Annotated in this window: 17 protein-coding genes; 15 read left to right on the top strand and 2 right to left on the bottom strand. The window is 73.5% G+C overall.

Annotated features, from left to right (window positions below):
• Positions 1–275: 275 nt before the first annotated feature.
• The 11 genes from WMF12_RS27405 to WMF12_RS27355 all read left to right on the top strand — a co-directional run bounded on the left by WMF12_RS27405 (position 276) and on the right by WMF12_RS27355 (position 17,237).
• Entirely contained in the window at positions 276–4,859 is a 4,584-nt protein-coding gene (locus WMF12_RS27405; RefSeq protein WP_437850179.1) for an nSTAND1 domain-containing NTPase, read from the top strand.
• Between the two features lie 222 nt (positions 4,860–5,081).
• Positions 5,082–5,615 (top strand): hypothetical protein, encoded by a 534-nt coding sequence (locus WMF12_RS27400; protein ID WP_437739638.1) that lies wholly within the window; start codon positions 5,082–5,084, stop codon positions 5,613–5,615.
• A complete protein-coding gene (locus tag WMF12_RS27395) occupies positions 5,596–5,973 on the top strand; it encodes a hypothetical protein (protein ID WP_437739637.1) in 378 nt (125 codons plus the stop codon). Before WMF12_RS27400 ends, WMF12_RS27395 begins: the two co-directional genes overlap by 20 nt.
• A gap of 15 nt (positions 5,974–5,988) precedes the next feature.
• Positions 5,989–8,469 (top strand): SpoIIE family protein phosphatase, encoded by a 2,481-nt coding sequence (locus WMF12_RS27390; protein ID WP_437850178.1) that lies wholly within the window; start codon positions 5,989–5,991, stop codon positions 8,467–8,469.
• Positions 8,470–8,652: 183 nt separating this feature from the next.
• Positions 8,653–9,108 carry a hypothetical protein gene (locus WMF12_RS27385; RefSeq protein ID WP_437739635.1) on the top strand — a complete coding sequence of 152 codons (456 nt, stop codon included), beginning with the start codon at positions 8,653–8,655 and terminating at the stop codon, positions 9,106–9,108.
• Positions 9,089–9,466 (top strand): hypothetical protein, encoded by a 378-nt coding sequence (locus WMF12_RS27380; RefSeq protein WP_437739634.1) that lies wholly within the window; start codon positions 9,089–9,091, stop codon positions 9,464–9,466. The genes WMF12_RS27385 and WMF12_RS27380 overlap by 20 nt, the downstream gene beginning before the upstream one ends.
• A 17-nt stretch (positions 9,467–9,483) precedes the next feature.
• The gene (locus tag WMF12_RS27375; RefSeq protein ID WP_437850177.1) at positions 9,484–11,973 is read left to right on the top strand and encodes a SpoIIE family protein phosphatase; all 2,490 of its coding nucleotides are present in this window, start codon (positions 9,484–9,486) and stop codon (positions 11,971–11,973) included.
• 241 nt (positions 11,974–12,214) lie between these two features.
• A complete protein-coding gene (locus WMF12_RS27370; RefSeq protein ID WP_437850176.1) occupies positions 12,215–12,670 on the top strand; it encodes a hypothetical protein in 456 nt (151 codons plus the stop codon).
• Complete coding sequence (locus tag WMF12_RS27365) at positions 12,651–13,028, top strand: hypothetical protein (protein ID WP_437850175.1); 378 nt, start codon at positions 12,651–12,653, stop codon at positions 13,026–13,028. Before WMF12_RS27370 ends, WMF12_RS27365 begins: the two co-directional genes overlap by 20 nt.
• Before the next feature lie 20 nt (positions 13,029–13,048).
• The gene (locus WMF12_RS27360; protein WP_437850174.1) at positions 13,049–15,517 is read left to right on the top strand and encodes a SpoIIE family protein phosphatase; all 2,469 of its coding nucleotides are present in this window, start codon (positions 13,049–13,051) and stop codon (positions 15,515–15,517) included.
• A 217-nt stretch (positions 15,518–15,734) separates the two neighbouring features.
• Positions 15,735–17,237, top strand: coding sequence for a pyruvate kinase (locus WMF12_RS27355; RefSeq protein WP_437850173.1), 1,503 nt, complete (start codon positions 15,735–15,737; stop codon positions 17,235–17,237).
• Positions 17,238–17,706: 469 nt separating this feature from the next.
• Here the strand turns inward: WMF12_RS27355 and WMF12_RS27350 are convergent, their stop codons facing one another.
• Positions 17,707–18,441 carry a hypothetical protein gene (locus tag WMF12_RS27350; protein WP_437850172.1) on the bottom strand — a complete coding sequence of 245 codons (735 nt, stop codon included), beginning with the start codon at positions 18,439–18,441 and terminating at the stop codon, positions 17,707–17,709.
• A 9-nt stretch (positions 18,442–18,450) separates the two neighbouring features.
• Here WMF12_RS27350 and WMF12_RS27345 point away from each other — a divergent pair, with 9 nt between their 5' ends.
• Entirely contained in the window at positions 18,451–20,424 is a 1,974-nt protein-coding gene (locus WMF12_RS27345; RefSeq protein WP_437850171.1) for an ATP-binding cassette domain-containing protein, read from the top strand.
• A gap of 37 nt (positions 20,425–20,461) precedes the next feature.
• On the opposite strand, the gene WMF12_RS27340 is transcribed toward WMF12_RS27345, so the two are convergent.
• Positions 20,462–21,067, bottom strand: a complete 606-nt coding sequence (locus WMF12_RS27340; protein ID WP_437739626.1) for a hypothetical protein — start codon at positions 21,065–21,067, stop codon at positions 20,462–20,464.
• 206 nt (positions 21,068–21,273) lie between these two features.
• Between WMF12_RS27340 and WMF12_RS27335 the strand changes: the two genes are divergently transcribed.
• The 3 genes from WMF12_RS27335 to WMF12_RS27325 are packed head-to-tail and all read left to right on the top strand — an operon-like array spanning position 21,274 to position 24,834.
• Complete coding sequence (locus WMF12_RS27335; protein WP_437850170.1) at positions 21,274–22,224, top strand: hypothetical protein; 951 nt, start codon at positions 21,274–21,276, stop codon at positions 22,222–22,224.
• Positions 22,221–23,060: a S8 family peptidase gene (locus WMF12_RS27330; RefSeq protein ID WP_437739624.1), complete on the top strand. Its 840-nt coding sequence runs from the start codon at positions 22,221–22,223 to the stop codon at positions 23,058–23,060. The genes WMF12_RS27335 and WMF12_RS27330 overlap by 4 nt, the downstream gene beginning before the upstream one ends.
• Positions 23,047–24,834 (top strand): hypothetical protein, encoded by a 1,788-nt coding sequence (locus WMF12_RS27325; protein WP_437850169.1) that lies wholly within the window; start codon positions 23,047–23,049, stop codon positions 24,832–24,834. Before WMF12_RS27330 ends, WMF12_RS27325 begins: the two co-directional genes overlap by 14 nt.
• Positions 24,835–24,887: the final 53 nt, after the last annotated feature.

Here is a 24,887-nt window from a genome sequence, read left to right as displayed (position 1 = left end):
GCGGCGTCCTCGGGGCGTCTCCCCGGGCGTTCCGTGCGGGAATGGAGCGAATTGGCGAACTTGGCGCCAATACGGTTTTCGTCGTGAACCGGGGCGACTCCCCGCTACAGCGCTGGTGGACCGGTTCGATGCGGTGTCGCTGAAACTACAGATTCAGAGGAAGGCCGTCGAGCGACGTGCCTCCCCGGTACACGTCGCGATCGCGAGGGCCGGGTTCAGGCGGGTGTCGCGCCGCTCGACACCTCTCGCCGCGCCGGTGATACCGTCGTCTCGCGATGGACCGCACGCTCGTCGACGAGGGGAGCTCCTCCCGCGATCCGGGCCCGGTGCCCATGCCCGCGGGCGGGCTCGCGCACGCCCCCGGCGACGTGCTCGACCGCCGCTACCGGCTCCGCGTCCGCCTCGGCCGCGGCGGCTTCGGCGACGTGTGGCGCGCCGAGGAGCTCCTGCCCGACGGCGCGCCGTTCCGCGAGGTCGCGCTCAAGCTGCTCGTCTCGGACTTCGCCGACGCCGCCGACTGGGCCGACGAGGCCAAGCTCCTGGCCTCGTTCCGCCACCCGTCGCTCGTCACCATCTACGCCGCCGGCATCCTCCACGGCGCGCCGAAGACCCCGTTCGTCTCGATGGAGCTCCTCGAGGGCCGGAACCTCGCCGACCTGATCCGCTTCCGCCGCCGCATCCCCTGGCGCCGCGTCGTCGCCTGGGCCCGCGACGTCGCCGGCGCGCTCGACGTCATCCACGCGCGCAGCGTCGTCCACCTCGACCTCAAGCCCGCCAACCTGTTCCTCACCCAGGACGGCGCCCTCAAGGTCCTCGACTTCGGCATCTCGCGGCGCGCGGGCGCCCCCGTCTCCCGCGCCCCCGCCGTCGCCGTCGGCGGCGGCCATGACAGCGGCGGCGGCGACCTCGGCACGGCGGCCTTCCTCGCCGAGCGCGACGTCTACGCCTCCACGCGCCGCGCCTTCGCCGGCGCGGACAGCCCCGCCGCCGCGCGCAACGTCATCGGAACACCGGGCTTCATGGCGCCGGAGGTGCTCGAGATGGCCGAGCCGACCGCCGCCACCGACGCCTACGCGCTCGCCGTCTGCATCGCGCAGCTCGCCACCGGGCGCCTCCCGCACGCCGTGCCCGACGAGCCGGACGACTGCTCCGACCCCGCGAGCGTCTCCGCCTGGTGGACCGAGCTCCGCGCCGCGACCCTGCGCGGCACGATGCGCGACCTCGAGCGCGACCCCGCGCGGCTGCCGCGCGGCCTCGTCGCGCTCCTCCAGCGGCTCCTGTCCGTCGATCCAGCGCACCGGCGCGTCGCGCCAGGGAAGCTGACGCAGCTGATCGACGAGGTCTGGGAGCGGCCCCACGGCGTCCCCGAACGTCCGTACAGGGGCCTCGCGCCGCTCTCGTCCACCGACGAGGGGCTCCTGTTCGGGCGCGACGACGACACCGCGCGCCTCGGGCGCGAGCTCGAGTTCGAGCCGTGCGTCGTGCTCCAGGGGCCGCGCGGATCGGGCAAGAGCTCGCTCGCCTCCGCGGGGCTCGTGCCCCACCTCGCGCGCCGCCACGTCGACCAGAAGGACGACTGGATCGAGGCGCGCCTCACCCCGGGCGACCACCCCGACGGCGCCCTCGCCCGCGCGCTCGCCGCCGTCTCGCCGGAGCTCGAGGCCGCGGACCTCGACGCCCTCACCAGGTTCTGCATGGCGTCCCCCGTCGGCGTCGCGCTGATCGTCGACCCCATCGCGCCCCTCGGCGACGGGCGCCTCGCCGCCCTCGTGGGCGCGCTCGCGACCGGCGAGCCGCGGCGAGGCCTCCGGCTCATCGGCGTGCTCGACGAGGCCGACGACCGCACCGCGGCCCTCCTCGCCACCCCGGCCGGCGAGGGCCTCCGGGCCGCGCTGCGCTACGTGGGGCTGCCCGCCGCCGCCGCCGTGAAGGACCTCGTCGCGGGCCCGGCGAAGCTCGCCGGCGCCGAGGTGCGCGGGCTCGCCCTGGTCGCGGCCGAGGCGCAGCGCGAGCTCCGGAGCGGCGGCGCGGCGCTCTCGTTCATCGCGCTCGCCCTCGCGGAGTGGTGGGAGCGCGCGCGCGACCGGCGCGGCGCGCTGAGCGGCGAGGCCTGGCAGGAGCTCGGCGGCGTGCGCGGCGCCCTCGCGCGGCACGCCGACGCCGCCCTCGCCGCCCTCGCCACGGAGGACCGCGCGATCGCCGACGAGGCGCTGCTCCGGCTCGGCGCGATGGACGGGTCGCGCGTCCGCTGGGTCGAGGCAGAGCTCGCCGAGGCCGTCGCCGCGCCGCCCGACGATGTCGACCGCGTCCTCGGCGCCCTCGAGCGCGCGCGGCTCCTCGTCCGCCGCGACAGGTCCGTGGAGCTCGCCCACGAGTCGCTCGTCTCGAGCTGGCCGCACGCCGCCGCCACCCGCGCGCTGCACATGGAGCGGCTCATCCTGCTCGAGCGGCTCCGCGAGGCCGCCGACGTGTGGGATCGCTCCGGCGAGAGCCCCGATCTCCTCCTCCGCCGCGACCTGCTCGAGCAGGTGAGCAAGAGCGCGGCCTTCGCTTCGCGGCTGCCGCGGCGCGAGCAGGCGCTCGTGCGCGAGAGCCTCCGGCGCGCCCGCGCCCAGCGCGCCAAGAAGATCGGCGCGGCCCTGGCGCTCGGGCTCACCGTCGCCTCGGCGTTCATGGCCGAGCGGTGGACCGCGGCGCGCCAGGCGCAGACCGAGGCCAAGGCGCGCGAGGCCGAGGAGCGCGCCGAGCTCGCCGAGCTCATCGGCAAGGCGCGCCGCACGGAGGACCCGTACCACCGCGCCGCGTGGATCGCCGCGGCCCTCGCGCGGCGCGCGGATGACGCGGCGCTGCCGCTCGATCTCGCGTCGGCCGCGGTGGGGCTGCCGCGCGCGCGCTTCCTGACCGTCGACGCCGTGGTGGGGCCGGCGCTGCCGTGGGACGATCGGTGGGTCATCGCCGGCGGCCCCGGGGGCTCGCTGCTCGTCGCCGACCTGCGCCCGCCCGACCCGGAGGTCATCGACGACGTGGCGCTCGACGCCGACCCGGAGAGCATCGAGCGCGCCAAATCGCCGCGCGTCCTCGCGCTGCGGCCGCACGACGCCCCGCACGTGGAGCGCGTGCCGTTCGCGTTCGACACGGCGCTCGCGACGCGCTCGGTCACCGGCGAGGTCCGCGTCTTCCGGCTGCGGGAGGGCGGCACCGTCGCGCTGGCCGCGGTCGCGCCGGTGCGCTGCAGCAGCGCCGTCCACGCGGCCGAGGCGGCGCCCGTCCTCGCTTGCTCGACCGACGGCGGGATCGCGCGCTGGGACATGCGGCGCGGCGGCGGCGCCGAGGCGGTCGATCGGCACCCGTTCCGCGGCAACGTGCTCGGCGTCTCGCCCGACGGCGCGCGCGTGGCGGCGGTGCTCGGGCGCAGGGCGCTGCTCTGGGGGCCCGGCGGCGGCGCGGGCGCCGAGATCACCCTGGGCGCGCCCGCCGTGCTCGGCCGCTTCAGCCCGCGCGATCCCGTGATCGCGCTCGTGCAGCAGAGCAGGACGTCGATCTACGCCCTCGACCGGCCCGAGGCGCCGCTCTTCGAGCTCGACACGGATGCGGCGCCCGCGTCGGCGCGCTGGGACGCGGGCGGGCTCGATCTGGGCGTGTGCGGCAGCGGCGGCAGCGCCTGGCACTACCTCCGGAAGGGCGGTCGCGCCGCGGGCGATCCGCCGCCCGAGGGCTCGCCGTGCGAGGCGTCCCCGGGCAAGGGCGCGCCGCGGCCGCTGCGCGCGCGCGGCGAGATGGCCGATATCGCCGAGCGCGACGTCGGTCCGCACGCGCTCCTCGGCGGGTGGCGGCTGCCGGACCGGCGCGTGCTCACGCGCGACCTCGTCCTGTTCAGCCCGGGCGCGCCCGCCGCGGAGCGCCTCCTCGGGTTCGAGGGGCTCGACCCGGAGGGGAGCCCCGAGGTGCGCGGCGCGGCCGCCTCGGCCGCGGCCGCGCTGCGGCGCGGGGGCGTGGTCGCCTTCGAGATCGGCGGCGAGGTGCGCCTGTACGACGAGGGCTCGCGGCGCCGCACGGCCGCGCGGCGGGGCCACCTGCTGCGCGCCTGCGACGACGGCCGGCTCATGGCGTACCGGCGGGACGAGGGGGTGTGGACGCTGTTCGACGCGACGACCGGCGCGACGGTGGAGGTGGTGCCGAGGGCGCCGGCGCTCGTGCTCGGCGTCGACGCCGCCTGCCGGACGCTGTTCACGCAGGAGCTCGACGGAAACGTCGTCGCGACGTCGCTCCGCGACCTGTCGTCCCGCACGATCGCGGTGACCGACGGCTATGTCTACGAGGCGCGCCCGAGCGCCGCGCGCGGCGACGTCGGCCCCGGGCTATGGCTCGCGTTCAGCTCGGGCGCGCTGGCGCGCATCGACGAGGCGCGGGGCGAGGTGCGGGTCCTCGGGTACGCCACGCCGCGCGCGACCGCGATCGCGGACGGCCCGCTGCCGGGAGACGCGGCCTTCGCGGACGCGACGGGCGTCGTCGTGATCCGCCGCGCCGGCCTCACGGAGCGGGTGCTCGAGGGCGTGAGCGGGGCGGAGTGGGAGGACATCGCCGCCGCGCCCGACGGCAAGACGTTGCTGCTCTCGTCGGCGGACCGGATCGCGGCGCTCGACCTGGAGCGGCACGAGATCGTCGGCGCCATGCCGTCCGACGGCCGCGAGCGGCTCGCGCCGTGGGACGCCGACGGCTCGGTGCTCTCATGGTCCTTCGGCCGCGTGGGCGGGGCGACCGGCCTCGTGGTGCCCCGGGGGCTGCCGCTCGCCCAGCGCGTGGGAGAAGCGGTGTCGAACCTGAGGGCCCAGGGCAAGCGGCTCGTCGCGCGGCCGTGAGGCCGCGCGCCCAGTGAAGAGCGCGGCCGTGAGGCCGCGCGCCCAGTGAAGAGCGCGGCCGTGAGGCCGCGCGCCCAGTGAAGAGCGCGGCCGTGAGGCCGCGGCCGACGCGCCAGGTCAAAGCCAAAGCCCGCCGTCGCTCCGTATTGTAGGGTCTGCCCTCACCCGCGCGCTCGCGCGAGAGCAGAAGGCGTTGGCTCCGCTGCGGGAACGACGTAGGCTGTGGCAATCGTGCCCGCGTCCGAACCGAACCTGAATGCATCACTGTTCCTGTGCATCACGTTCTTCCCGAGCGACCGCATGGCGACCGCGGTGCTGCGGCTCGTGTCCAGTTTCTGCGGGATGATCCTGGACGACGCGAATGTGAGCTCGCGGTTCTACATGGCCGCGCACGAGCTCGCCGAGAACATCACCAAGTATTCGACGGGCCCCAGGGTCAGCCTGGAGCTCGCGCTGGAGGAGACCGAGAGCTCCTGTATCCTGAAGATCCGCGCGCGAAACGAGGCCTCTCTCGAACGCCTACGGGAGGTGGAGAGGCGCCTGCTCGAGCTGAAGACGACGAGCGATCCGGTGAAGCACTACGACGAGCTTATCCATGAGACGGCGATGGTAGAAGGGGTGTCGGGGCTCGGCCTCGCGCGGGTGCGCGCGGAGGGCGGGCTCGACGTGGACTACAAGATCGAGGGGAACGAGCTGACGATCATCGCGCACGCGCCGGTTGGGAGATGGAGGGGAGATGAGCAGCTTAAGGGTTGAGTCCGTCGTCACGGACAGCTTCGGGATCGAGCCGACCCTGAGGGAGGACACCCTCAGCGTCAAGCTCACCGGCACGGGCGACATGGCGGCGGCCGCCCCGCTCGGCTCCTATTGCAAGGCCCTCCAGGCGGAGGTGGTGCGCCTCTCCGTGAGTGCCGTGGAGTTCGACGTAAGGTCTCTTTACTTTCTCAACTCAAGCTGCCTGAAGGCGTTCATCAGCTTCATTTGCGGTCTAGCCGCGCAGGGGCTGAAATGCAAGATACAGTTCGTCACGGACGCCAGGCTTGGGTGGCAACGGCGGAGCTTGACGGCGCTGGAGCGCATGTCCCCCGAGCTGGTCTCCATCGCCGACGCTTGAGCAGGAGCCGCAGGGATGAGCAAGAGACGCCGGACGATCGCCCTCCTGATGGACTACGTACGAGGTGAGTACCAGTCCGAGGTGCGTTTCGGCGTCGAGCGTGCCGCCGAGGCGCACGACGTCAACCTCGTCATCGCCTTCGGCGAGACGCTCGCCCTCCCCGGGGCGGCCAGCACGGCCCAGAACAGCATCTATCACCTCATCGGCGCGGAGACGGTCGACGGCATCATCGTCGCCTCGACGACGCTCTGCCACCACGTCGGCATCGAGGGGATGAAGCGGTTCTGCCGGTCCTACGCGCCGCTGCCGATCTGCAGCCTCGGGATGGCGATCGACGGCATCCCGAGCCTCGTGGTCGACAACGGCCTCGGGCTCGATCTCTCGGTCGGACACATCGTCGAAGACCACGGGTGCCAGCGCGTCGCGTACATCGGCGGGCCGCCGAGCAACGAGGAGGCGGAGGTCCGCGCCGACGCCTACCGGCGGGCGCTCGCGGACCGCTCGCTCCGCGTCGACGAGCGCCTCGTCGCGTTCGGCAGCTTCACGATCGACACCGGGCGCGCCGCGATGCGAGAGATCATCGGGCGCGGGGTCGCGTTCGACGCCGTGGTCGCCGCCAACGACAACATGGCGCTCGGGGCCATCGAGGAGCTCAAGGCGCACGGCCTGAGCGTCCCGAAGGACCTCCCCGTGTGCGGCTTCGACGACGCCGTCATCGCGCGCTTCGCGAAGCCGTCGCTGTCCACCATCCGCCAGCCCATCAAGCGCATCGGCGCGCGCGCCGTGGACATGATCGTGCGCATGATCGAGGGCGAGCCGGTCCCCGAGTACAACCTGTTCCCGGTCGACCTCACGCTGCGCGAGTCCTGCGGCTGCGGGTACCAGGTGGAGCCCGCGGGCGCGCCCCCGAGCAAGGCGTGGAGCGCGCCGCTCCCGTCCGCTGGCCAGCGGGACGATCTGGAGCGCCTGCTCGAGAAGAGCGTCGCGATCCCCGCCGGATCGCTCGACGGCTGGGCCGGCCTGCTCCTGTCGGCGCTGGAGGAGGAGCTCGAGGGGACCGAGGGCCGCTTCCTGCGCGCGGTCGAGTCGCTCCTCGACGCGGCGGGGCGCGAGGGCGCGATCCTCGAGCACTTCCAGGGCATGATCACGCTCCTCCGCGAGCAGTTCCGCCGGGGCCACGGGGCCCTTCGGGATGCGGTCCTCGACGAGGCGCTCGAGCGGATCTGGCACGCCTCGCGCATCGTCATCGGGAGCGCGTCCGTGCGCGCCGAGGGGCAGCAGCGGCTCAACGTGGAGCTCGCGTCGCTCTACCTGAGCTGGAGCGCGCGGAGCTTCTCGACCTGCCTGAGCCTGCCCATCCTGCGGCGCATGATGGCGTCGGAGCTGCCGCGGATGCAGTTCTCGCGGGTCGCGGTGTCGCTCTATGACACCGCGCACGACCCGCAGCGCACCACCATGAAGGCGCTCTTCCTGATGGAGGACGGGCGCGAGCTGGAGCCGCCGGCGGAGAGCTTCCCGGCGCGCCGCCTCGCGCCCGAAGGGTTCCTGGGAGGCCGGGAGCGCACGAGCATGATCGCGCTCCCCGTCGCGTTCGGCGACGAGGAGAAGTTCGGTGTCGCGGTGCTCAACAGCGGCGCGAACGAGATGGTCTATGACGCCCTCCGCCTCCAGATCGGCTCGGCGGTCAAGGCCGCGGCGCTGCACTGGGAGGTCGTGCGGCAGGTGGAGCTGCGCGAGCGGCTGGAGCAGGAGAAGGTCCGCCAGGAGAGCGTCGTCGCGGCGCGCATCCAGACGACGCTGGTGCCGACGCAGCTCTCGGTCGAAGGCCTCGAGCTCTCCGCCGTCATGAAGCCGGCCGCGGAGGTCGGCGGCGATTACTACGACGTGCTCGCGACGGACGAGGGCGGTTGGCTCGGGATCGGCGACGTCGCGGGGCACGGGCTCGCGGCGGGGCTCGTGATGCTGATGATCCAGAGCATGATCTCGGCCCTGACGCGCAACGACCCGCGCGCCAGCCCCGGGGACATCCTCTCTGCGGTGAATGGGGCGGTGTACGAGAACGTCCGCAGTCGGTTGAAGCGGGACGAGCACGCGACGCTGCTCCTCTTGCGGTACGAGCGGAGCGGGCGGGTGACGTTCGCGGGGGCGCACGACGACATCATCGTGTGCCGCGCGCGCACCCGCCGCTGCGTGTGCATCCCGAGCTCGGGCGTCTGGATCGGCGCGCTGCCCGCCATTGACGCGATGACGCGAGACGCCGAGTTCGTCCTGGAGGACGGGGACGTCCTCGTGCTCTACAGCGACGGCGTGACGGAGGCGCGCAACGCGCACCACGAGCAGTTCGGCCTCGAGCGGCTGTGCTCCACCATCGAGTCCTCCCAGAGCGCGCCCGCCGAGGCGATCCGGGACCGGATCCTCGGCGAGGTCGAGGGCTGGTGCCCGAGCCCCGATGACGACATCACGGTGGTCGTGGCGAGGTACAGCGCGCCTCGATAACTGTAACTGTGGCAACTGTGGCCCGAGGCCGCCCGCTTTCCTACATGAGCGCTATCGTCGGTGTCAGCAGAAGGGATTGGATCCGGGTTGAGAACCACGTACGCTGCGCCAATCGTGTCAGTGTCCGAACCGAGTCCGAACGGGTCACTGTTTCTATGCATCTCGTTCCACCCGAGCGAGCGTATGGCCAACAGCGTGCTTCGGCTGGTGTCCAGCTTCTGCAGCATGGTGCTGGACGACGCCAACGTGAGCTCGCGGTTCTACATGGCCGCGCACGAGCTCGCCGAGAACATCATCAAGTACTCCTCGGGCCCCAAGGTCAGCCTCGAGCTCGCGCTGGAGGAGCGCGAGAGTTCCTGGGTCATGAAGATCTCCGCGCGGAACGAGGCGTCGCCGGAGCGGCTGCGCGAGGTGGAGAGGCGGCTCTTCGAGCTGAAGGCGGCGAGCGATCCTGTGAAGCACTATGACGAACTCATCTGTGAGACGGCGATGGTAGAAGGGGTGTCGGGGCTCGGCCTCGCGCGGGTGCGCGCGGAGGGCGGGCTCGACGTGGACTATACGATCGAGGGCAACGAGCTGACGATCATCGCGCACGCGCCGGTGGGGAGGTGGAGGGTCGATGAGCAGCTTAAGGGTTGAGCCCGTCGTCACGGACAGCTTCGGGATCGAGCCGGCCCTGAGGGAGGACACCCTCATCGTCAAGCTCACCGGCACGGGCGACATGGCGGCGGTCGCGCCGCTCGGTTTGCTCCTCAAGGACCTCCACGCCGAGGCGGCGCGCCTCCGCGTGAGCGCCATCGAGTTCGACGTGAGGGCCCTTTACTTCCTGAACTCGAGCTGCCTGAAAGCGTTCATCAGCTTCATCGCCGGCCTCGCGAGCCAGGGGCCGAAGTGCAAGGTGGAGTTCCTCACCGACGCGAGGCTGGGCTGGCAACGGCGGAGCCTGACGGCCATCGAGCGCATGTCTCCGGAGCTGGTCTCCATCGCCGATACCTGACGCGAGAGCCGCGGGAGATGAGCGAGAAGCGCCGGACGATCGCCTTCCTGATGGACTACGTCGGGGGAGACTACCAGTCCGAGGTGCGCTTCGGCATCGAGCGCGCCGCGGAGGCCCACGACGTCAATCTCGTGATCGCCTTCGGAGAGACGCTCGCGCTGCCCGGCGAGGGGGGGGCGGCCCAGAACAGCGTTTATCAGCTCATCGGCCCGGAGACGGTCGACGGCATCATCGTCGCGTCGGCGACCCTCTGCCATCACATCGGCATCGAGGGCATGCGCGAGTTCTTCCGGGCTTACGCGCCGCTGCCCGTCTTCAGCATCGGGATGGCGATCGATGGTATCCCGAGCCTCATCGTGAACAACGGTCTCGGGATCGAGCTCTCGGTCGGGCACATGATCGACGTCCACGGGCGCCGGAACGTCGCGTACGTCGGCGGACCGGCCAACAACGAGGAGGCCAAGGCGCGCGCCGACGCCTACTGGGGGGCGCTCGCGGCGCGCGGCCTCCCGCTCGACGAGCGCCTCTTCGCGGTGGGCGCGTTCACGATCGACAGCGGCCGCGTCGCGGTACGCGACATCCTGGACCGCGGGGTCGAGGTCGACGCCGTGGTCGCCGCCAACGACAAGATGGCCCTCGGCGTGATCGAGCTGCTCGCGGAGCGGGGGCTCCGCGTCCCGCAGGACATCCTCGTGTCCGGCTTCGACGACGCCTTCATCGCGCGCTTCTCCAAGCCGTCGCTCACCACCGTTCGCCAGCCCATGAAGCGGCTCGGGGCCCAGGCGATGGACACGATGATGCGCATGCTCGACGGCGAGGTCGTAGAGGACGTGGCGCTCCTCGACGTCGAGCTCACGTGCCGTGAGTCGTGCGGCTGCAGGGTCCAGGCGAGCGCCTCGCTCGCGCCGTCGGCCTCGACGCCGCGCGACGGGGCGTCCCTGGTCGCGGCGCGGCGGGAGTCGCTGGAGACCGCGCTCAGGAGGAGCGTGGCCATCCCGACTGGCTCGCTCGATGGCTGGCCTGGCGAGCTCCTGTCGGCGCTGGAGGACGAGCTCGCGGGGCGGGAGGGCCGCTTCCGGCACGCGCTCGAGGCGCTCCTCGACGCGGCGGGGCGCGCGGGCGCGATCCTCGATCACTTCCAGGGCATGATCGACGTGCTCCGGGAGCGGCTCGGCCGGCCGCCGTCGGGCGGCGGGGGCGTCGCTCTCTACGATGCCCTCGAGCGGCTCTGGCACGTGTCGCGCATGGTCATTTCGAGCGCGTCGATGCGCGTCGAGGGGGAGCGGCGGCTGACCGTGGAGCTCGCGGCGACGTACCTCAGCTGGAGCGCGCGGAGCTTCTCGACGTGCCTGAGCCTGCCCGGCCTGAAGCGCGTGCTCGCGTCGGAGCTGCCGGTCCTCGGGATATCGCGGGCCGCGGTGTCGCTTTATGACGACGCTCCCGAGGCGCAACGAGGTGTCATGAGGTCGCTCTTCCTGATGGAGGACGGCCGCGAGGTGGACCCGCCGGCGGCGAGCTTCCCGGCGCGGCGCTTCGCGCCCGACGGGTTCCTGGGAGGCCGGGAGCGCACGACGATGATCGCGCTCCCCGTCGCGTTCGGCGACGAGGAGAAGTTTGGTGTCGCGGTGTTCAGCAGCGGCGCGCACGAGCTGATCTACGACGCGCTCCGCCTCCAGATCGGCTCCGCGACCAAGGCCGCGGCGCTGCACCGGGAAATGGTCCGTCAGGTGGAGGCGCGCGAGCGGCTGGAGCAGGAGAGGGTCCGCCAGGAGAGCGTCGTCGCGGCGCGCATCCAGACGACGCTGGTCCCGGAGCGGCTGTCGGTCGCGGGGCTCTCGCTCTGCGCCGTCATGAAGCCGGCCGCCGAGGTGGGCGGCGACTACTACGACGTGCTTGCGACCGCCGACGGCGGCTGGCTCGGGATCGGCGACGTGGCGGGGCACGGGCTCGCGGCGGGGCTCGTGATGCTGATGATCCAGAGCATGGTCTCGGCGCTGACGCGCAGGGACCCGAGGGCGAGCCCAGCCAGGGTGATCTCGGCCATCAACGCGGCGCTGTACGAGAACGTCCGCGGCCGCCTGAAGCGGGACGAGCACGCGACGCTGCTCCTGCTCCGGTACGAGCGGAGCGGGCGGGTGACGTTCGCCGGGGCGCACGACGACATCCTCGTGTGCCGCGCGAAGACGCGCCGCTGCGTGTGCATCCCGAGCTCGGGGGTCTGGATCGGCGCGCTTCCATCCATCCACGAGATGACGCGAGACGCCGAGTTCGTCCTGGAGGACGGCGACGTCCTCGTGCTCTACAGCGATGGAGTGACCGAGGCGCGCGACGCCCACCATGAGCAGTTCGGCCTCGAGCGGCTCTGCACCACCATCGAGGCCGTCCAGACCGAATCCGTCGTGGTCATTCGTGACCGGATCCTGAAGGAGGTCGAGGGGTGGTGCCCGAGCCCCGACGACGACATCACGGTCGTCGTGGCGAGGTACCGCGCCCCCCGGCAGCCCTGACGCATCGGTCGAGGCGCGGCCGGCGCGCCCGGCGAAGCGGCGAGCGCGCGGTCGAGACGGACGCCGTGAACAGCGCGCCGGGGCGCTCGCGATCGTTCGCTCGCCTACATGGGCACACGGCCGACCAACGGGGATTGGATCCCGTGCAAGAATTACGTACGCTGCGTGAACCGTGTTAGCTTCCGGACTGAGCCAGGACGCTTCACCGTTCTTGTGCATCACGTTTTTCCCGAGTGAACGGATGGCTAGCGCGGTGTTACGGCTGGTGTCCAGCTTCTGTGGGATGGTGCTGGACGATGAGAGTGCGAGCTCGCGGTTCTACATGGCCGCGCACGAGCTCGTCGAGAACCTCATCAAGTACTCGTCCGGCCCGGAGGTCAGCATCGAGCTCGCGCTGGAGGAGGGCGAGGGCGCGCGGGTCCTCGTGATCCGCGCGCGGAACGAGGCGTCGCCGGAGCGGCTGCGCGAGGTGGAGCGGCGGCTCTCCGCGCTGAGGTCGGCGAGCGATCCTGTGAAGCACTATGACGAACTCATCTGTGAGACGGCGATGGTAGAAGGGGTATCCGGGCTCGGCCTCGCGCGGGTGCGCGCGGAGGGCGGGCTCGACGTGGACTACACGATCGAGGGGAGCAGGCTGACGATCATCGCGCAGGCGCCGGTTGCGGGATGGAGGGGAGATGAGCGGTTTAAGGGTTGAGCCTGTCGTCACGGACAGCTTCGGGATCGAGCCGACCCTGAGGGACGACACCCTCGGCGTCAAGCTCACCGGCACGGGCGACATGGCGGCGGCGGCGCCGCTCGGCCTTTGCCTCAAGGCCCTCCAGGGAGAGGTCATGCGCCTCTCCATCAGCGTGGTGCAGTTCGATATAAGGGCTCTTTACTTTCTCAACTCGAGCTGCCTGAAGGCGTTCATCAGCTTCATCTGCGGGCTCGCGGGCCAGGGGCTGAAGTGCAAGGTGCAGTTCCGCACGGACGCGCGGCTAGGATGGCAAAGACGGAGCCTGGCGGCGCTCGAGCGCATGTCTCCGGAGCTGGTCTCGATCGAGGACACCTGACCGGAGAGCCGCAGGACAAGATGAAGAAGCGCCGGACGATCGCCCTCGTGATGGACTATGTGCGCGGCGAGTACCAATCCGCGGTGCGGATCGGGGTCGAGCGCGCCGCCGAGGCGCACGACGTCAACCTCGTGATCGCCGTCGGGGAGACGCTCTCCGCCCACGGTCCCTCCGAGGCCGCCCAGAACAGCATCTACCGCCTCGTCAGCGCGGAGGCGGTCGACGGCATCGTGGTCGCGTCGGCGACGCTCTGCAATTTCGTCGGCGCCGAGGGGGTGCAGCGCTTCTGCCAGGACTACGCGCCGATGCCCCTGTGCAGCATCGGGATCCCGCTGGAGGGCATCCCGAGCATCCTCGTGGACAACGGCCTCGGGATCGAGATGGCGGCCGGCCACCTGCTCGACGATCACGCGTGCCGGCGCGTCGCGTACATCGGCGGGCCGGTCAACAACGGGGAGGCGAGGATCCGCGCCGATGCGTTCCGCAAGGCGCTCGTCGCGCGGGCGATCCCGTACGACGAGCGCCTCGTCGCGAGCGGCCAGTTCACGATCGACACGGGCCGCACCGCGATGGCCGAGATCCTGGACCGCGGGGTCGAGATCGACGCCGTGGTCGCGGCGAACGACAACATGGCCCTCGGCGCGATCGAGCTCTTGAAGGCGCGGGGCCTCCACGTGCCGAGGGACATCCTGGTGTGCGGCTTCGACGACGTGGGCGTGGCGCGCTACGCGAAGCCGTCCTTGACGACGGTCCGCCAGCCGATCAAGCGGCTCGGGGAGATCGCGCTCGAGACGGTCCTGCGCATGCTCGACGGCGAGGCCGTCCCGGATCGGAGCATGCAGCAGATCGAGCTCACGCGGCGCGAGTCCTGCGGCTGCGCGTACCAGGCGATCGCGATGCGGCCGCTCACGAACCCGCCGCGCCTCGGGGCGATGTCGCTCGGCGGCCGGCGCGACGAGCTGGAGCGGGCGCTCGAGCAGGCCGTGGGTATCCCGGCCGCGTCGCTCGGCGGCTGGGCCGGCGGGCTCCTGTCGGCGCTTGAAGAGGAGCTCGAGGGCCACGAGGGGTGCTTCCTGCACGTGCTGGAGCGCGTCCTCGACACGGCCGGGCGCGAGGGGGTGTTCCTCGATCTGTTCCAGGGCGTGGTGACGCTCCTGCGCGCGCGGCTCCGGCGGCCGGTCGAGGAGGGGGGCGATGCCGCCGTGAACGAGGCCCTGGAGCAGCTGTGGCATGCGTGCCGCGTCCTCATCGGGAGCGCGTCCGTGCGCGTCGAGGGGCGGCAGCGCCTCGACGTCGAGGTCGCCTCGATCGACCTGAGCTGGAGCGGGCGGTGGTTCTCGACGTGCCTGAGCTTGCCCCTCTTCCAGCGCATGCTGGCCTCGGAGATGCCCAGGCTGCACTTCACGCGCGCCGCCGTCTCGCTCTACGACGACGCCCAGCGAGCCACCCTGAAGACGCTGTTCCTGATGGAGGACGGCCGCGCGGTGACGCCGCCGACCGAGAGCTTCCCGTCGCGCTCCCTGGCCCCTCCCGGGTTCCTGAGCTCGAGCGAGCGCACGAGCGTCGTCGTGATGCCGCTCACGTTCGGTGACACCGAGTATTTCGGGGTGATGGCGCTGAACAGCGGCATGAACGAGATGGTCTACGACGCGCTGCGGCTCCAGATCGGCTCCGCGGTGAAGACGGTGGCGCTGCACCGGGAGATGGTGCGTCAGGTGGAGCTGCGCGAGCGGCTGGAGCAGGAGAGCGAGCGGCAGGAGACGGCGCTCGCGGCGCGCCTCCAGACGACGCTGGTGCCGGAGCAGCTGCACATCGAGGGGCTGGAGCTCTCCGCGGCCATGACGCCGGCGGCCGAGGTGGGCGGCGACTACTACGACGTCATCGCGACGCCCGAGGGGGGGTGGCTCGGGATCGGCGACGTCGCGGGGCACGGGCTCGCTGCGGGGCTCGTGATGCTGATGATCCAGAGCATGGTGTCGGCGCTGACGAGCAGGGACCCGGGCGCGAGCCCGAGCGAGCTGCTCGCGGCGCTCAACAAGGCGCTCTACAAGAACGTGCGCAGCCGCCTGAAGCGTGACGAGCACGCGACGCTGCTCCTGCTCCGGTACGAGCGGGGCGGGCGGGTGACGTTCGCCGGGGCGCACGACGACATCATCGTGTGCTCGGCGCGCACGCGGCGGTGCGTGTGCATCCCGAGCTCGGGCGTCTGGATCGGCGTGTTGCCCGTCATCGACGAGGTGACACGGGACGCCCAGTTCGTCCTGGAGGACGGGGACGTCCTCGTGCTCTACAGCGACGGGGTGACGGAGTCGCGCAACGCGCACCGCGAGCAGTTCGGGCTGGAGCGGCTCTGCACCGCCATCGAGGCCGTGCAGGCCGCGCCGGTCGAGGCGATCCGCGACAGGATCCTGAGGGAGGTCGAGGGGTGGTGCCCGAGCCCGGACGACGACATCACGGTCGTCGTGGCGCGGTACCGCGCGCCGGCGTAGTAGCGCCCGAGGCTGCCCTTACCGTCGCGTCGCCTCGGCATGGCGGCGCTCGATGACGCTGCTGTGGAGGAACGGAGACGTCCTGTCGTCGCCGGCGCTCTTCCGGCGTGGGGCGCTGGACTGGCCTTGCGCGCGGTGCTGGACTCGACTCATCGGCGCGCGGCGCGCTGCAGCGGACGCGAGGGGCCGCGCGCCGGAGCCCGGAGGAGATCGCGCCATGGTTTATCCCGACCTGCAGGTTGTCGAGCGCGCCCTCGCCGCCGTCGAGGCGCTGCGGGCGAGCGCCATCGAGCACGAGCTGCGAAACCGGCACCTCGTCGATGCGGTGCACCCGAAGCACCGGGCGGGAGCGACGAACCTGCTGCATTACCTCGCTGTCCGGCAGCAGGACATCCGCGACCTGCAACGGCAGCTCGCCTCGCTCGGGCTGAGCTCGCTGGGGCGCCTGGAGCGCTGTGCGCTGGCTTCCCTCGACGCCGTGCGCGGCGCGCTCGACGCGCTCGCGCGGCGCCCCGAGGTGCGGCCGCCCGGCGAGTCGCCCACCACGTTCGCGTCGGGGGGCGCGCTGCTCGAGGAGCACGCGCGGGCGCTGCTCGGGGAGGGGCGCCAGGGGCGAACGACGCGGGTGATGGTGACGCTGCCCGGGGACGCGCGGAAGGGGGAGCTGAAGCGGCTGCTCGAGGGAGGGATGGACGTCGCGCGGATCAACTGCGCGAAGGAGGACGCGGGCGCGTGGGCCGGGCTCATCGAGCGGCTCCGGGAGGCGGGACGGGAGACCGGGGTGCGGTGCAAGGTCCTCTGCGACATCGCCGGGCCCAACCCGCGCGTGAGCAAGATCGACGGGGATCCGGCGCGCGTCATGCTGTCCGAGCGGGGTGAGCGGCCCTGGCTCTGGCTCTGCAAGGACGTGAAGCGGGCGCGCCCCTCGGCGGGCAGCACCGGCGCGGGGGAGGTGCTCGCGCTCGGGTGCACCATCCCGGAGATCGTCGACGACCTCCGGCCCGGGCACCGGGTGTTCTACGACGACGGGCGGCTCGGCGGCACGGTCAAGCTCGTGACCAAAGGCGCCGCGCTCGTGGAGGTGGATTTCGCGCGCCAGGGCTCCGTGAAGCTGAAGCCTGGAAAGGGCCTGAACTTTCCGGACACCGAGCTCGGGATCCCGTCGCTCACGCCGAAGGATCTCGAGGATCTCGACTTCATCGCGCGCCACGCGGACATGGTGGGGCTCTCGTTCGTTCGGTCTCCTTCCGATGTGGAGCGCCTCCAGGCGGAGCTCGCCGCGCGCGGGGCGGCTCACCTCGGGATCGTCCTCAAGATCGAGACGACACCTGCGTTCGCGCAGTTTCCGAGGCTCCTGCTCACGGCGATGCGCAGCGAGCAGGTGGGGGTGATGCTCGCGCGCGGCGATATGGCCGTCGAGATGGGGTTCATGCGGCTGGCGGAGGTCCAGGAGGAGCTCCTGTGGCTCTGCGAGGCCGGGCTGGTCCCCGCGATCTGGGCGACGCAGGTGCTCGAGAGCCTGAACAAGACCGGCGTGCCGACCCGCGGGGAGGTGACGGACGCGGCGATGAGCTCGCGCGCGGAGTGCGTGATGCTCAACCAGGGCGAGAACATCGTCGCGACGGTCGCGTTCGTGGTCGACGTCCTCCGCCGGATGCAGGAGCACCAGGACAAGAAACGGGCGCTCATGCGATCGCTCGGGGTCTCACGCCTCGACTGAGGCGACCCAAACCCCGGTTGACCCGACCCCGGTTGACCCGACCCGGGTTGACCCGACCCGGGTTGAGGGAGGGCGAGACCCGGGTTGGGCGTCCAGGTTGGGCGGGCGTCCAGGTTGGGCGCACCGACCCGGGTTATCTTTACGCTTTCAGCAGTCGCTTTCCGCTTTCAGCGGTCGGCGGTTGACCCCGGTTGACCCAACCTGGGTGGGTAGCCCCGACCCAACCTACCCAACCTGGGTGGGCAGCCCGGATGACCCAGCCCGGATGACCCAACCCGGGTGGGTAGCCATGGACGACCCAACCCGGGTGGGTAGCCCCGATGGACGACCCAACCCGGGTGGGTAGCCCCGGGGGGTAGCCCCGAGCCCGGGTCGGCGGTCTGCGGGCGGGGAGCCCGGAGTTGGCAGCCAGCACGCCCGCCGGGTCCGCTGAGTTAGCAGCCAGCACGCCCGCCGGATCCGCTCCGGCTCAGTCGACCGAAGGCACGGTGGCGTCGACCCGGGTTGGGAGCCCGCGGGCGCCTGCCGGCGCGCGGAACGCTGCGCCCGACAGCTCCCGCCGCATGCAGGTGGCCGCCTCGTCGTAGCGGGGGTCGGGCGCACTCCCGATGATCGTCGGCACCACGATATAGCCCTCGGCGTCGACGTTGAACTCCACCCGGATGGCGTCAGGCGGCAGCAGGCTCCCGCCCGGGCCGCGGCAGCGCTGCACGAGGTCCCAGTAGAGCTGCGCCCGCGCCGCCTTCTCGATCGCCGGGCTCGACATGTTGGCCTGCACCATGGGCGCGCCGATCTCGACGCGCGAGCGGGGGGCAGGGGTGGGGGCGGGCGCCGGCTCCGGCGGGAGCGCGGAAGGCGCCGGGAGGCCGGTGCTCGTGCCGATCTTCGCGATGCTCACGCCATCGGCCGGCCTGGGGGCGGCATCCCGCGCGGCGGCGAGGATCTCCTCGAGCGCATCCGGCTCGACGGACCCCACCGCCGGCGCGCTGTCCGTCCGGAGGCGGGCGCCGCGGTCGTCCAGCGACGCGGCGCCGCCGCGCGCCCAGGGGGTGAGCGCCCCGGCGTCGGCCCCCGCCGGCGGCGCGGGCGGCGGGCGCTCGCAGGCCGCGAGCAGCGGGAGCAGGGCCACGAGCGCGGTGCGCACGAGGAGAGGGTCGATCGAATGCGCGTCGCGCGCAACGGCGTCGGCAGTGTACCGTGGCATCGCACGTCGATGCGCGCGCTCCTCGCGATCCTGCGGATCGGTCTTCGCTCGCTGCGCGAGGGGAGCGTGTCGCCCATGTCGTCGTCATCGGGAGGCCTGCGAGGCGCCTCTTCCAGGGCCGCCGCGCGCCTCGCCCTCGTCGTGGCGCTGTCGTCGCTCGCGGGCGCGCTGTCCGGCCTGCTCCCGGCGATCGCCGGCGTGGCCCTCGGCGCCGTCTCCGGGCGCGAGGCGCCGCCCTCGGGCGGCATCGGCGGCGCGCTCGCCCGGCTGCTCGCCGGCGCACCGCCGGCGGCCCTGGTCCTCGCAGCGCTCGGCGCCACGCTCGTGTCCGCCTCCCTGGCGGTGCTCTCGGGCCGGAAGAGCTCGGAGCTCGGCGGCGACCTCACCGCCGCGCTCCGCGTCGCGCTCTTCCGGGCGGCGCTCTACGCCTCGCCTCGCGACGTGGACGCCGCCGGGCGCGCGCTCATCGCGGCGCAGGCGGCGGGGCCCGCGCCGCGGCCGCCGAGCGCCGGGCCCGCGCCGCCCGTCCGGGGCGCGGAGGTCGTGCGGCTCGCGATCGCGCGGGACGCCGGCCTCGTCGCCGATTTCGCGATCGCCGTCGCGACCGGCTTGCCCCAGGCGCTCGCGACGCTCGCGGTCCTCGCCGGGTCGCTGGTCTCGAGCGGCATGGCGCTCGTCCTCGCGGGCGGCGCGGCGCTGTTCGCGGCCTCGCGCCTCGCGGCCGACCGGGCCTCGGGCCGCGTGGCGCGCGCGATGCGGGAGATGCAGCACGCCGACACGGCCGTCTTCGGCGCGGTGGGCGAGGCGCTGGCGGGAGCGGAGGACCTCCGCCTGCTCGGCGCGCGCGCCCAGGCCGAGGGAGAGCTGGTTGGGGCCGCGCGCCGGGTCGCGGACGCGCGCCGCCGCTTCGGCCAGGCGCTCGCCGTTTCCGGCCAGATCAAGGGCACGCTCGCGGCGCTCTCGCCGCTCGTCATCGTCGCCGCGCTCGCGGCCTCTCGCGGGGTCGCCGGCGCGGGCGAGGTCGGAGAGCTCCTGCTCGTGGTGCCGCTGCTGATGGCGCGCCTCGAGGCGCTCGACGCCCTCCGCGCCGGCTTCATCGAGCGCGCCCCCCTGCTGCGCGCGACGCTCGCGCTGCTGCGCTTGCCCGAGCACCCGCCGCCCCCCTCCGGCGGCCTCGCGGTGCAGCTGGACGGCGAGGCGAGGCGCCCCCTGTCGATCGCCTTCGAGGGGGTCACGTTCACGCCGCCGGGCGCGAGCCGCCCCGTCCTCGATGGCGTGTCGCTCTCGATCCCCGCCGGAGCGGTGGTCGGCGTCTGCGGTCGCTCCGGCAGCGGCAAGTCGATGCTCCTGCGCCTGCTCCTGCGCCTCGACGAGCCGTCGTCGGGCGCGATCGCCGTGGGTGGCGTGGATCTGCGGCAGATCCCGCCCGAGGAGCTCCCGCGGCTGTTCGGCGTGGTGGGGCAATCGGCGCGGCTGTTCGAGCGGAGCATCGCGGACAACCTGGCGCTCGGCCTCGAGCCCGCGCCCACGGAGGAGCGCATGCGCGAGGCGCTCCTTCGGGTGGAGCTCGACGAGCTCGCAGGCGCGCCGCCGGCGGAGGGCGAGGCGCGGCCCGCGCGCGGCCTCGCGACGGAGGTGCGCGCCTCACCGCCGAGCCTGTCGGGCGGTGAGGCGCGGCGGCTGCTGCTCGCGCGGGTGCTGCTGCGCGAGCCGCGGGTCTTCGTGCTGGACGAGCCGGAGGCGGGCCTGCCGGGCGCCACCGCCGAGGCGATCCTCCGCACGGCGTGCGAGGTCGCCGCTGGGCGCACGGCCATCGTCGTGACCCACGCGCCGCACCTCCTCAGGTCGACGTTCAACGTGCTGCTCGACGGCGGTCGGGTCGCGGCGGTGGGCACGCACGAATCCCTCCGCGAGAGCTCGCCGCTCTATCGTTCGCTTCTGGCCGAGGCGCTGCAGCGATCCGCGAGGTCGGCGGCGGGCTGACGAAGACGCGCGCGCGGTTACCCCGCTCGCGCGGAGGTCACGGATCGCAGGGACCGCCTGCCCGCGCGGCCTGGCGGGCGAGATGCTCGGCGTCGACGGCAGCGCCGCGCGCCTCTTCGGGCACGTCCGCCGAGATTCCCAGCGGGCGGCCCGCGAGCCCCCGTGCGAGCCAGACGAGGATGGATACGGCTCCCCAGGCGAGCGCGAAGGCGACGCCTGCGTCGACGATCGCGCGGTAGGGCGGGGGCATCTGCCGCACGAGCAGGATGAGCGCCACGATGCCTGCGACGAGCGCCCACGTCGCGATCAGCCGGCGGCGCGTCGCGTGGAGGAGCGCCATGCAGTAGAGCGGCGCCAGCGCCACGTGGAGGGGCCGCCCGTGCTCGGCGAGGTGGAGCGCGCGCGCGACGACCCGCGGCGAGAAGCGCTGCTGAAAGCCGCGGTACCCCTCGAAGTAGGCGATCGTGACCGTCCAGGCCGCGAGCAGGACCAGCTGGCCCGTCGTGAGCGTGTGCCCCGTCAGGATGCGCGCCGCCGTCGCGCCAAGACGACAGATGGCCTCGACCAGGACGGCCACGACACCAAGGACACCCCACAGGACGACGGCGAGGCGGCGCCGTCCCTCGCGGACGGGCGGGCTCATCGCGCCCGCGCCGGATCGAGGGGCCTCGCGGCCGTGGATCGCGCTCGATCGGCCGCGCGCTCGGACGAACGCTTCGGACGGTGCGCCGGACAGCCGAATCGCCGCATGTCGCTGCATGCTAGGAGAGGAGCTGGGCACGTCAACCGGATCCCACGGGTGTCATGGCGGTTCGCTCCGGCGCGGTCCGGCGGTAGCATCGTAGGCCCATGCCGCTCGCCGACCGCTCCGCGCCGGGTGTCCCGCCCGCCCCGGCGCGGGCCCTCCCGCCCCACCCGCACGCGCTGCGCTCGCCGCTCGCGCCCTTCACGGCGCGCCTCCGCGACCTGCTCTCGACCGTCGAGTCGGCGGCGCTCCTCGGCGCGGTGGAGGCGCGGGTGCGCGGGCTCGGGGAGCACCTGCGCTTCGCGTGCCTCGCGATGCCGTGCTCGGAGGCGCTCGTCGCGCTCGAGATGGAAACGCTCGGGCGGCTCACGGTCCCCGTCGTCGCTGACGCGGTCGGCTTCCGCGCCCCGGGCGCGGAGCTGCCGCCGAGCGGTACCCCGTTCGCGTACCTGCTCGGTGGCGGCGGCGGGCACGCGGTGGAGCTGTCCGACGGCGATCCGATGATCGCGCCGCTCCGGCCGCTCCTGGCCGCCGCGCCGGCGTCCGCGATCTTCGTGCCCATCCGCGTCGGCGCAGCGACCGTGGGCGGCGCCGCGCTGTTCTCGCACGAGGCGCCCCTCGGCGGGCGGGAGCTCGACCTGGCCGAGCGGCTGGCCGAGGTCCTCGCGCTCACCGTGGAGTCGTTCCGCACCGAGCGCGTCGTCTTCGAGCTCTTCGCGCGCGCGATGCCGGACCTGCTCGCGCAGGCGCCAGGCCAGCCGGCGGCGGGGCCGGGCGGGCGCGCAGCCTCGGGCGCGGAACCTCCCATCCCGGACGGGGCGGCTCCGCCGCCGACCTCGCTCCGCGCCGCGCTGGAGCGGCACATCCACGCGCTGCGCCTCACGCCCGAGTACCGCCGCCGCCTGGAGCTCGCCGCGGTGGTGGGCAGGCTCGCCGAGCGCGGCGAGGCGGAGGCCCGCCTGGCCCTCGACCTCCTCGCGCGGATCGACGCCTACGCGAGCGGCGCCGGCGATGCAGGGGAGCCGGCCTCCGCGGGGGAGGGGAGCTCCGCGTGACCACGGCTTCTCCGGCAGGACCGGGCGGCGAGCCCCACGGCGCGCCACGCCCGGGCGCGCGAAGCGGCGCCGGCGTGCGCGTCGCGCTGATCGACTCCGGCGTCGATGCCTCGCACCCCGCGCTGCGCGCAGCGGTGCTGCGGCACGTCGCCCTGGTCCAGCGCGGCGCTGCCGGTGGCGCGTACGGGGTCGCGCCGTGCGCTCCGGGAGATCTCAGCGGGCACGGGACGGCGTGCGCGGGCATCGTCCACCGCATGGCGCCCGCGGCCGAGATCACGAGCGTCCGTGCGCTCGGCGATGACGGGCGGTGCTCGCGTGACGGGCTCGTCGCCGCGCTGCGCTTCTGCGTCCGCGAGCGATTCTCCGTGGTCAACCTGAGCCTCGGCATCGACATCCCGAAGAACGCGCCGCTCCGCCCGGGCGACTACCGCTCGCTGGTCGAGCTCTACGAGGTCGCGGACGCCGCCTACACCGCGGAGGTCGTGCTCGTGGCCGCCGGCCCGAACGCGGCGGCGTTCCGCACCTATCCAGGGCGCTTCAAGTCGCTGATCGGCGTCGGCAGAGGGGCCTTCCAGGACCCGGAGGCGCTCCGGAGCGAGCTCACGCTCGACCACGAGATCCTCGCGCCCGGTGACGACGTGCTCGCGCCCGCGCCCGGCGGGGGCGAGCGGCGCTGGACCGGTACGTCGTTCGCTGCGCCCCACGTGACCGCGCACGTCGCGCGCATCCGCGCCGCGTGGCCGGAGCTCTCGATCGAGGCGGTGAAGGCGGCGCTGCACGGGCTCGCGCGCGGAGCGCGCGGCGAGGCGGTGGAGGAGCGCGGTGCTCCCGCTTGATCCGATCGACAGCGTGTCGCCGCTGTCGCGGCTGCTGCGGAGCGCGCCGGGCGCAGAGGTCCGCGCCGAGCTCGACCGCGTCGAGGCGCTCCTCGGTGTCGGCCGCGATCCTGCGGCGGCGGTGCTTGATGGCGGGCCGCTCGTCGCGGCGGCGCTCGGCTTCGGGCGCGGCGCGCTCGCGTTGCGTGAGGGGGCGCTGGACGCGGCCGTGCTGCACCTCGAGGGCGCTGTCGCCGCGTTCGACCGAGGAGGGGCCGCCGAGGCCCGGGACCTCGCGCGGTGCGAGGCGGCGCTCGCGCGCTTGCGCCGCGACGTCCGAGCGGCCTGTGCGTCCGCCATCGAGGAGCTCGACGCCATCGCGGCCGCAGGCGATCCCGGACGCCGCGCCGCGGTCGTCGCCGTCCACTACCGCGGTACGGCCGAGCGGCTCCTCGGCGACGCGGCGGCTGCGCAGCGCACGCTGCTGTCGGCGCTGCGCCGCTCGGAGCCGTTCCTCGGCGAGCGCGCGCAGATCCTGAACTCGCTCGGCACGCTCTACGTGACCCTCGGCGCGCACGGCGCGGCCGAGGCGCTGCTCGAGCACGCGGCCGAGCTCCACCGCCGCCGGGGCGACTCCGTGGGCGAGGCGATCGCCTGCGGCCAGCTCGGCGCGGCGGCGCTCGGCCTCGGCGCCCTGGAGCGCGCCCGAGCCCCGCTCCAGCGACAGGAGTGGCTGTGCGCGCGCCTCGGCGACGCGTTCGGCCGCGCGCGCGCGCTCACGTTCCTCTCCGAGCTTGCGCTCGAGCTCGGCCGCGCCGACGACGCCCTCGCGCTCGCGACTTCCGCCCGCGAGATTGCCGAGCACGCCGCGCCGCCACTCCGAACCTGGGTCGCTTACGCTTCGAGGGCGATCGGGCGCGCGCGGCGGGATCTCGGCGATCCGGGCGCGGCGGCGGCGCTGGATGAGGCGGGCGCGCTCTTCCGCGCGCTCGGCCTTCCGCTCGGAGAGGCGCTCGCCGCCTGGGATCGCGCCTCGACCGAGGCGCTCGCGCTCGCGGAGCCGGCGGACTGGTTCTCCGCTGCCTGGTCGCTCGGCTCCCTGGGTCTGTCCTCGCGGGTGGCGCAGCTCCTCCGGGAGCGTCTGGAAATCGAGGAAGCCGCGCCGCTGCCAGAGAGGGGAGGGCCAACGTCGGACGGCGGGGCCCGCGAGCGGGCGCTTGCCGCGGCGGCGCAGACCTCGCCTCACGTGGCGATGCAGCGCGAGGTCGAGCTCGTTTACGATCGTCCCGACCACCTTGCCGCGATCGCCGCTCGCCGGACGGCGGCTCAGCGCAACCTCGGTCGGCTCGCGGCGTTGACGCTCGCCCGGCCGGGGCTCATCGTCGCCGCGATCGCGGCATCGCCCCTCGGTGCCTGTGGCCGCGCGCTCCCCCCCGAGCGCGCGATGGCGGTCTGCGTGGCCGACCTGCCCGGTCTCACAGTATGGATCTGGCCGGCGGCTGCCACGCCAGCCACCATCGGCAACGATCTCGCCGTGCTGCGCGCGACGCTGGGCGAGCCGCTGCGCGCAGCGCTGGCGCTCGCGCCGGCAGGGCGCGTGCTGTGTCCGCCGTTCGCGGGCGACGCTGGCGCGGAGCTCGATGCGGTCGAGCTCGTTGATCTGATGGCGCTGCCCGCCGTGCTCGCGCCGGGCGAGCTTCGCCTAGATCCGCAGCTCGGCTGGGACGGCGACGCTCGCGCGAGCGTGGAGGCACTGGGATTCGTCGTCACGAACAACCCGTGCCACCCAGGTTGATCCGCGAGCCGCGCGCGCTACCTCACCCAGGTTGTCCCTGCCCTCTTACCCTC

Source organism: Sorangium sp. So ce363 (genome assembly GCF_051520435.1).
In the GTDB taxonomy this organism is placed as follows: domain Bacteria; phylum Myxococcota_A; class Polyangia; order Polyangiales; family Polyangiaceae; genus Sorangium; species Sorangium cellulosum_B.
The sequence above is the reverse complement of the archived record's forward strand: the minus strand, read 5'-3'. Positions and strand labels throughout refer to the sequence as shown.

Bases quoted from the DNA above. Each gene is read 5' to 3' on its own strand.
- WMF12_RS27385 (WP_437739635.1), top strand. From the start codon at position 8,653: ATGGCCAACAGCGTGCTTCGGCTGGTGTCCAGCTTCTGCAGCATGGTG.
- WMF12_RS27365 (WP_437850175.1), top strand. From the start codon at position 12,651: ATGAGCGGTTTAAGGGTTGAGCCTGTCGTCACGGACAGCTTCGGGATC.
- WMF12_RS27360 (WP_437850174.1), top strand. From the start codon at position 13,049: ATGAAGAAGCGCCGGACGATCGCCCTCGTGATGGACTATGTGCGCGGC.
- WMF12_RS27375 (WP_437850177.1), top strand. From the start codon at position 9,484: ATGAGCGAGAAGCGCCGGACGATCGCCTTCCTGATGGACTACGTCGGG.
- WMF12_RS27405 (WP_437850179.1), top strand. From the start codon at position 276: ATGGACCGCACGCTCGTCGACGAGGGGAGCTCCTCCCGCGATCCGGGC.
- WMF12_RS27380 (WP_437739634.1), top strand. From the start codon at position 9,089: ATGAGCAGCTTAAGGGTTGAGCCCGTCGTCACGGACAGCTTCGGGATC.
- WMF12_RS27350 (WP_437850172.1), bottom strand. From the start codon at position 18,441: ATGCCACGGTACACTGCCGACGCCGTTGCGCGCGACGCGCATTCGATC.
- WMF12_RS27335 (WP_437850170.1), top strand. From the start codon at position 21,274: ATGCCGCTCGCCGACCGCTCCGCGCCGGGTGTCCCGCCCGCCCCGGCG.
- WMF12_RS27395 (WP_437739637.1), top strand. From the start codon at position 5,596: ATGAGCAGCTTAAGGGTTGAGTCCGTCGTCACGGACAGCTTCGGGATC.
- WMF12_RS27370 (WP_437850176.1), top strand. From the start codon at position 12,215: ATGGCTAGCGCGGTGTTACGGCTGGTGTCCAGCTTCTGTGGGATGGTG.
- WMF12_RS27355 (WP_437850173.1), top strand. From the start codon at position 15,735: ATGGTTTATCCCGACCTGCAGGTTGTCGAGCGCGCCCTCGCCGCCGTC.
- WMF12_RS27390 (WP_437850178.1), top strand. From the start codon at position 5,989: ATGAGCAAGAGACGCCGGACGATCGCCCTCCTGATGGACTACGTACGA.
- WMF12_RS27340 (WP_437739626.1), bottom strand. From the start codon at position 21,067: ATGAGCCCGCCCGTCCGCGAGGGACGGCGCCGCCTCGCCGTCGTCCTG.
- WMF12_RS27345 (WP_437850171.1), top strand. From the start codon at position 18,451: ATGCGCGCGCTCCTCGCGATCCTGCGGATCGGTCTTCGCTCGCTGCGC.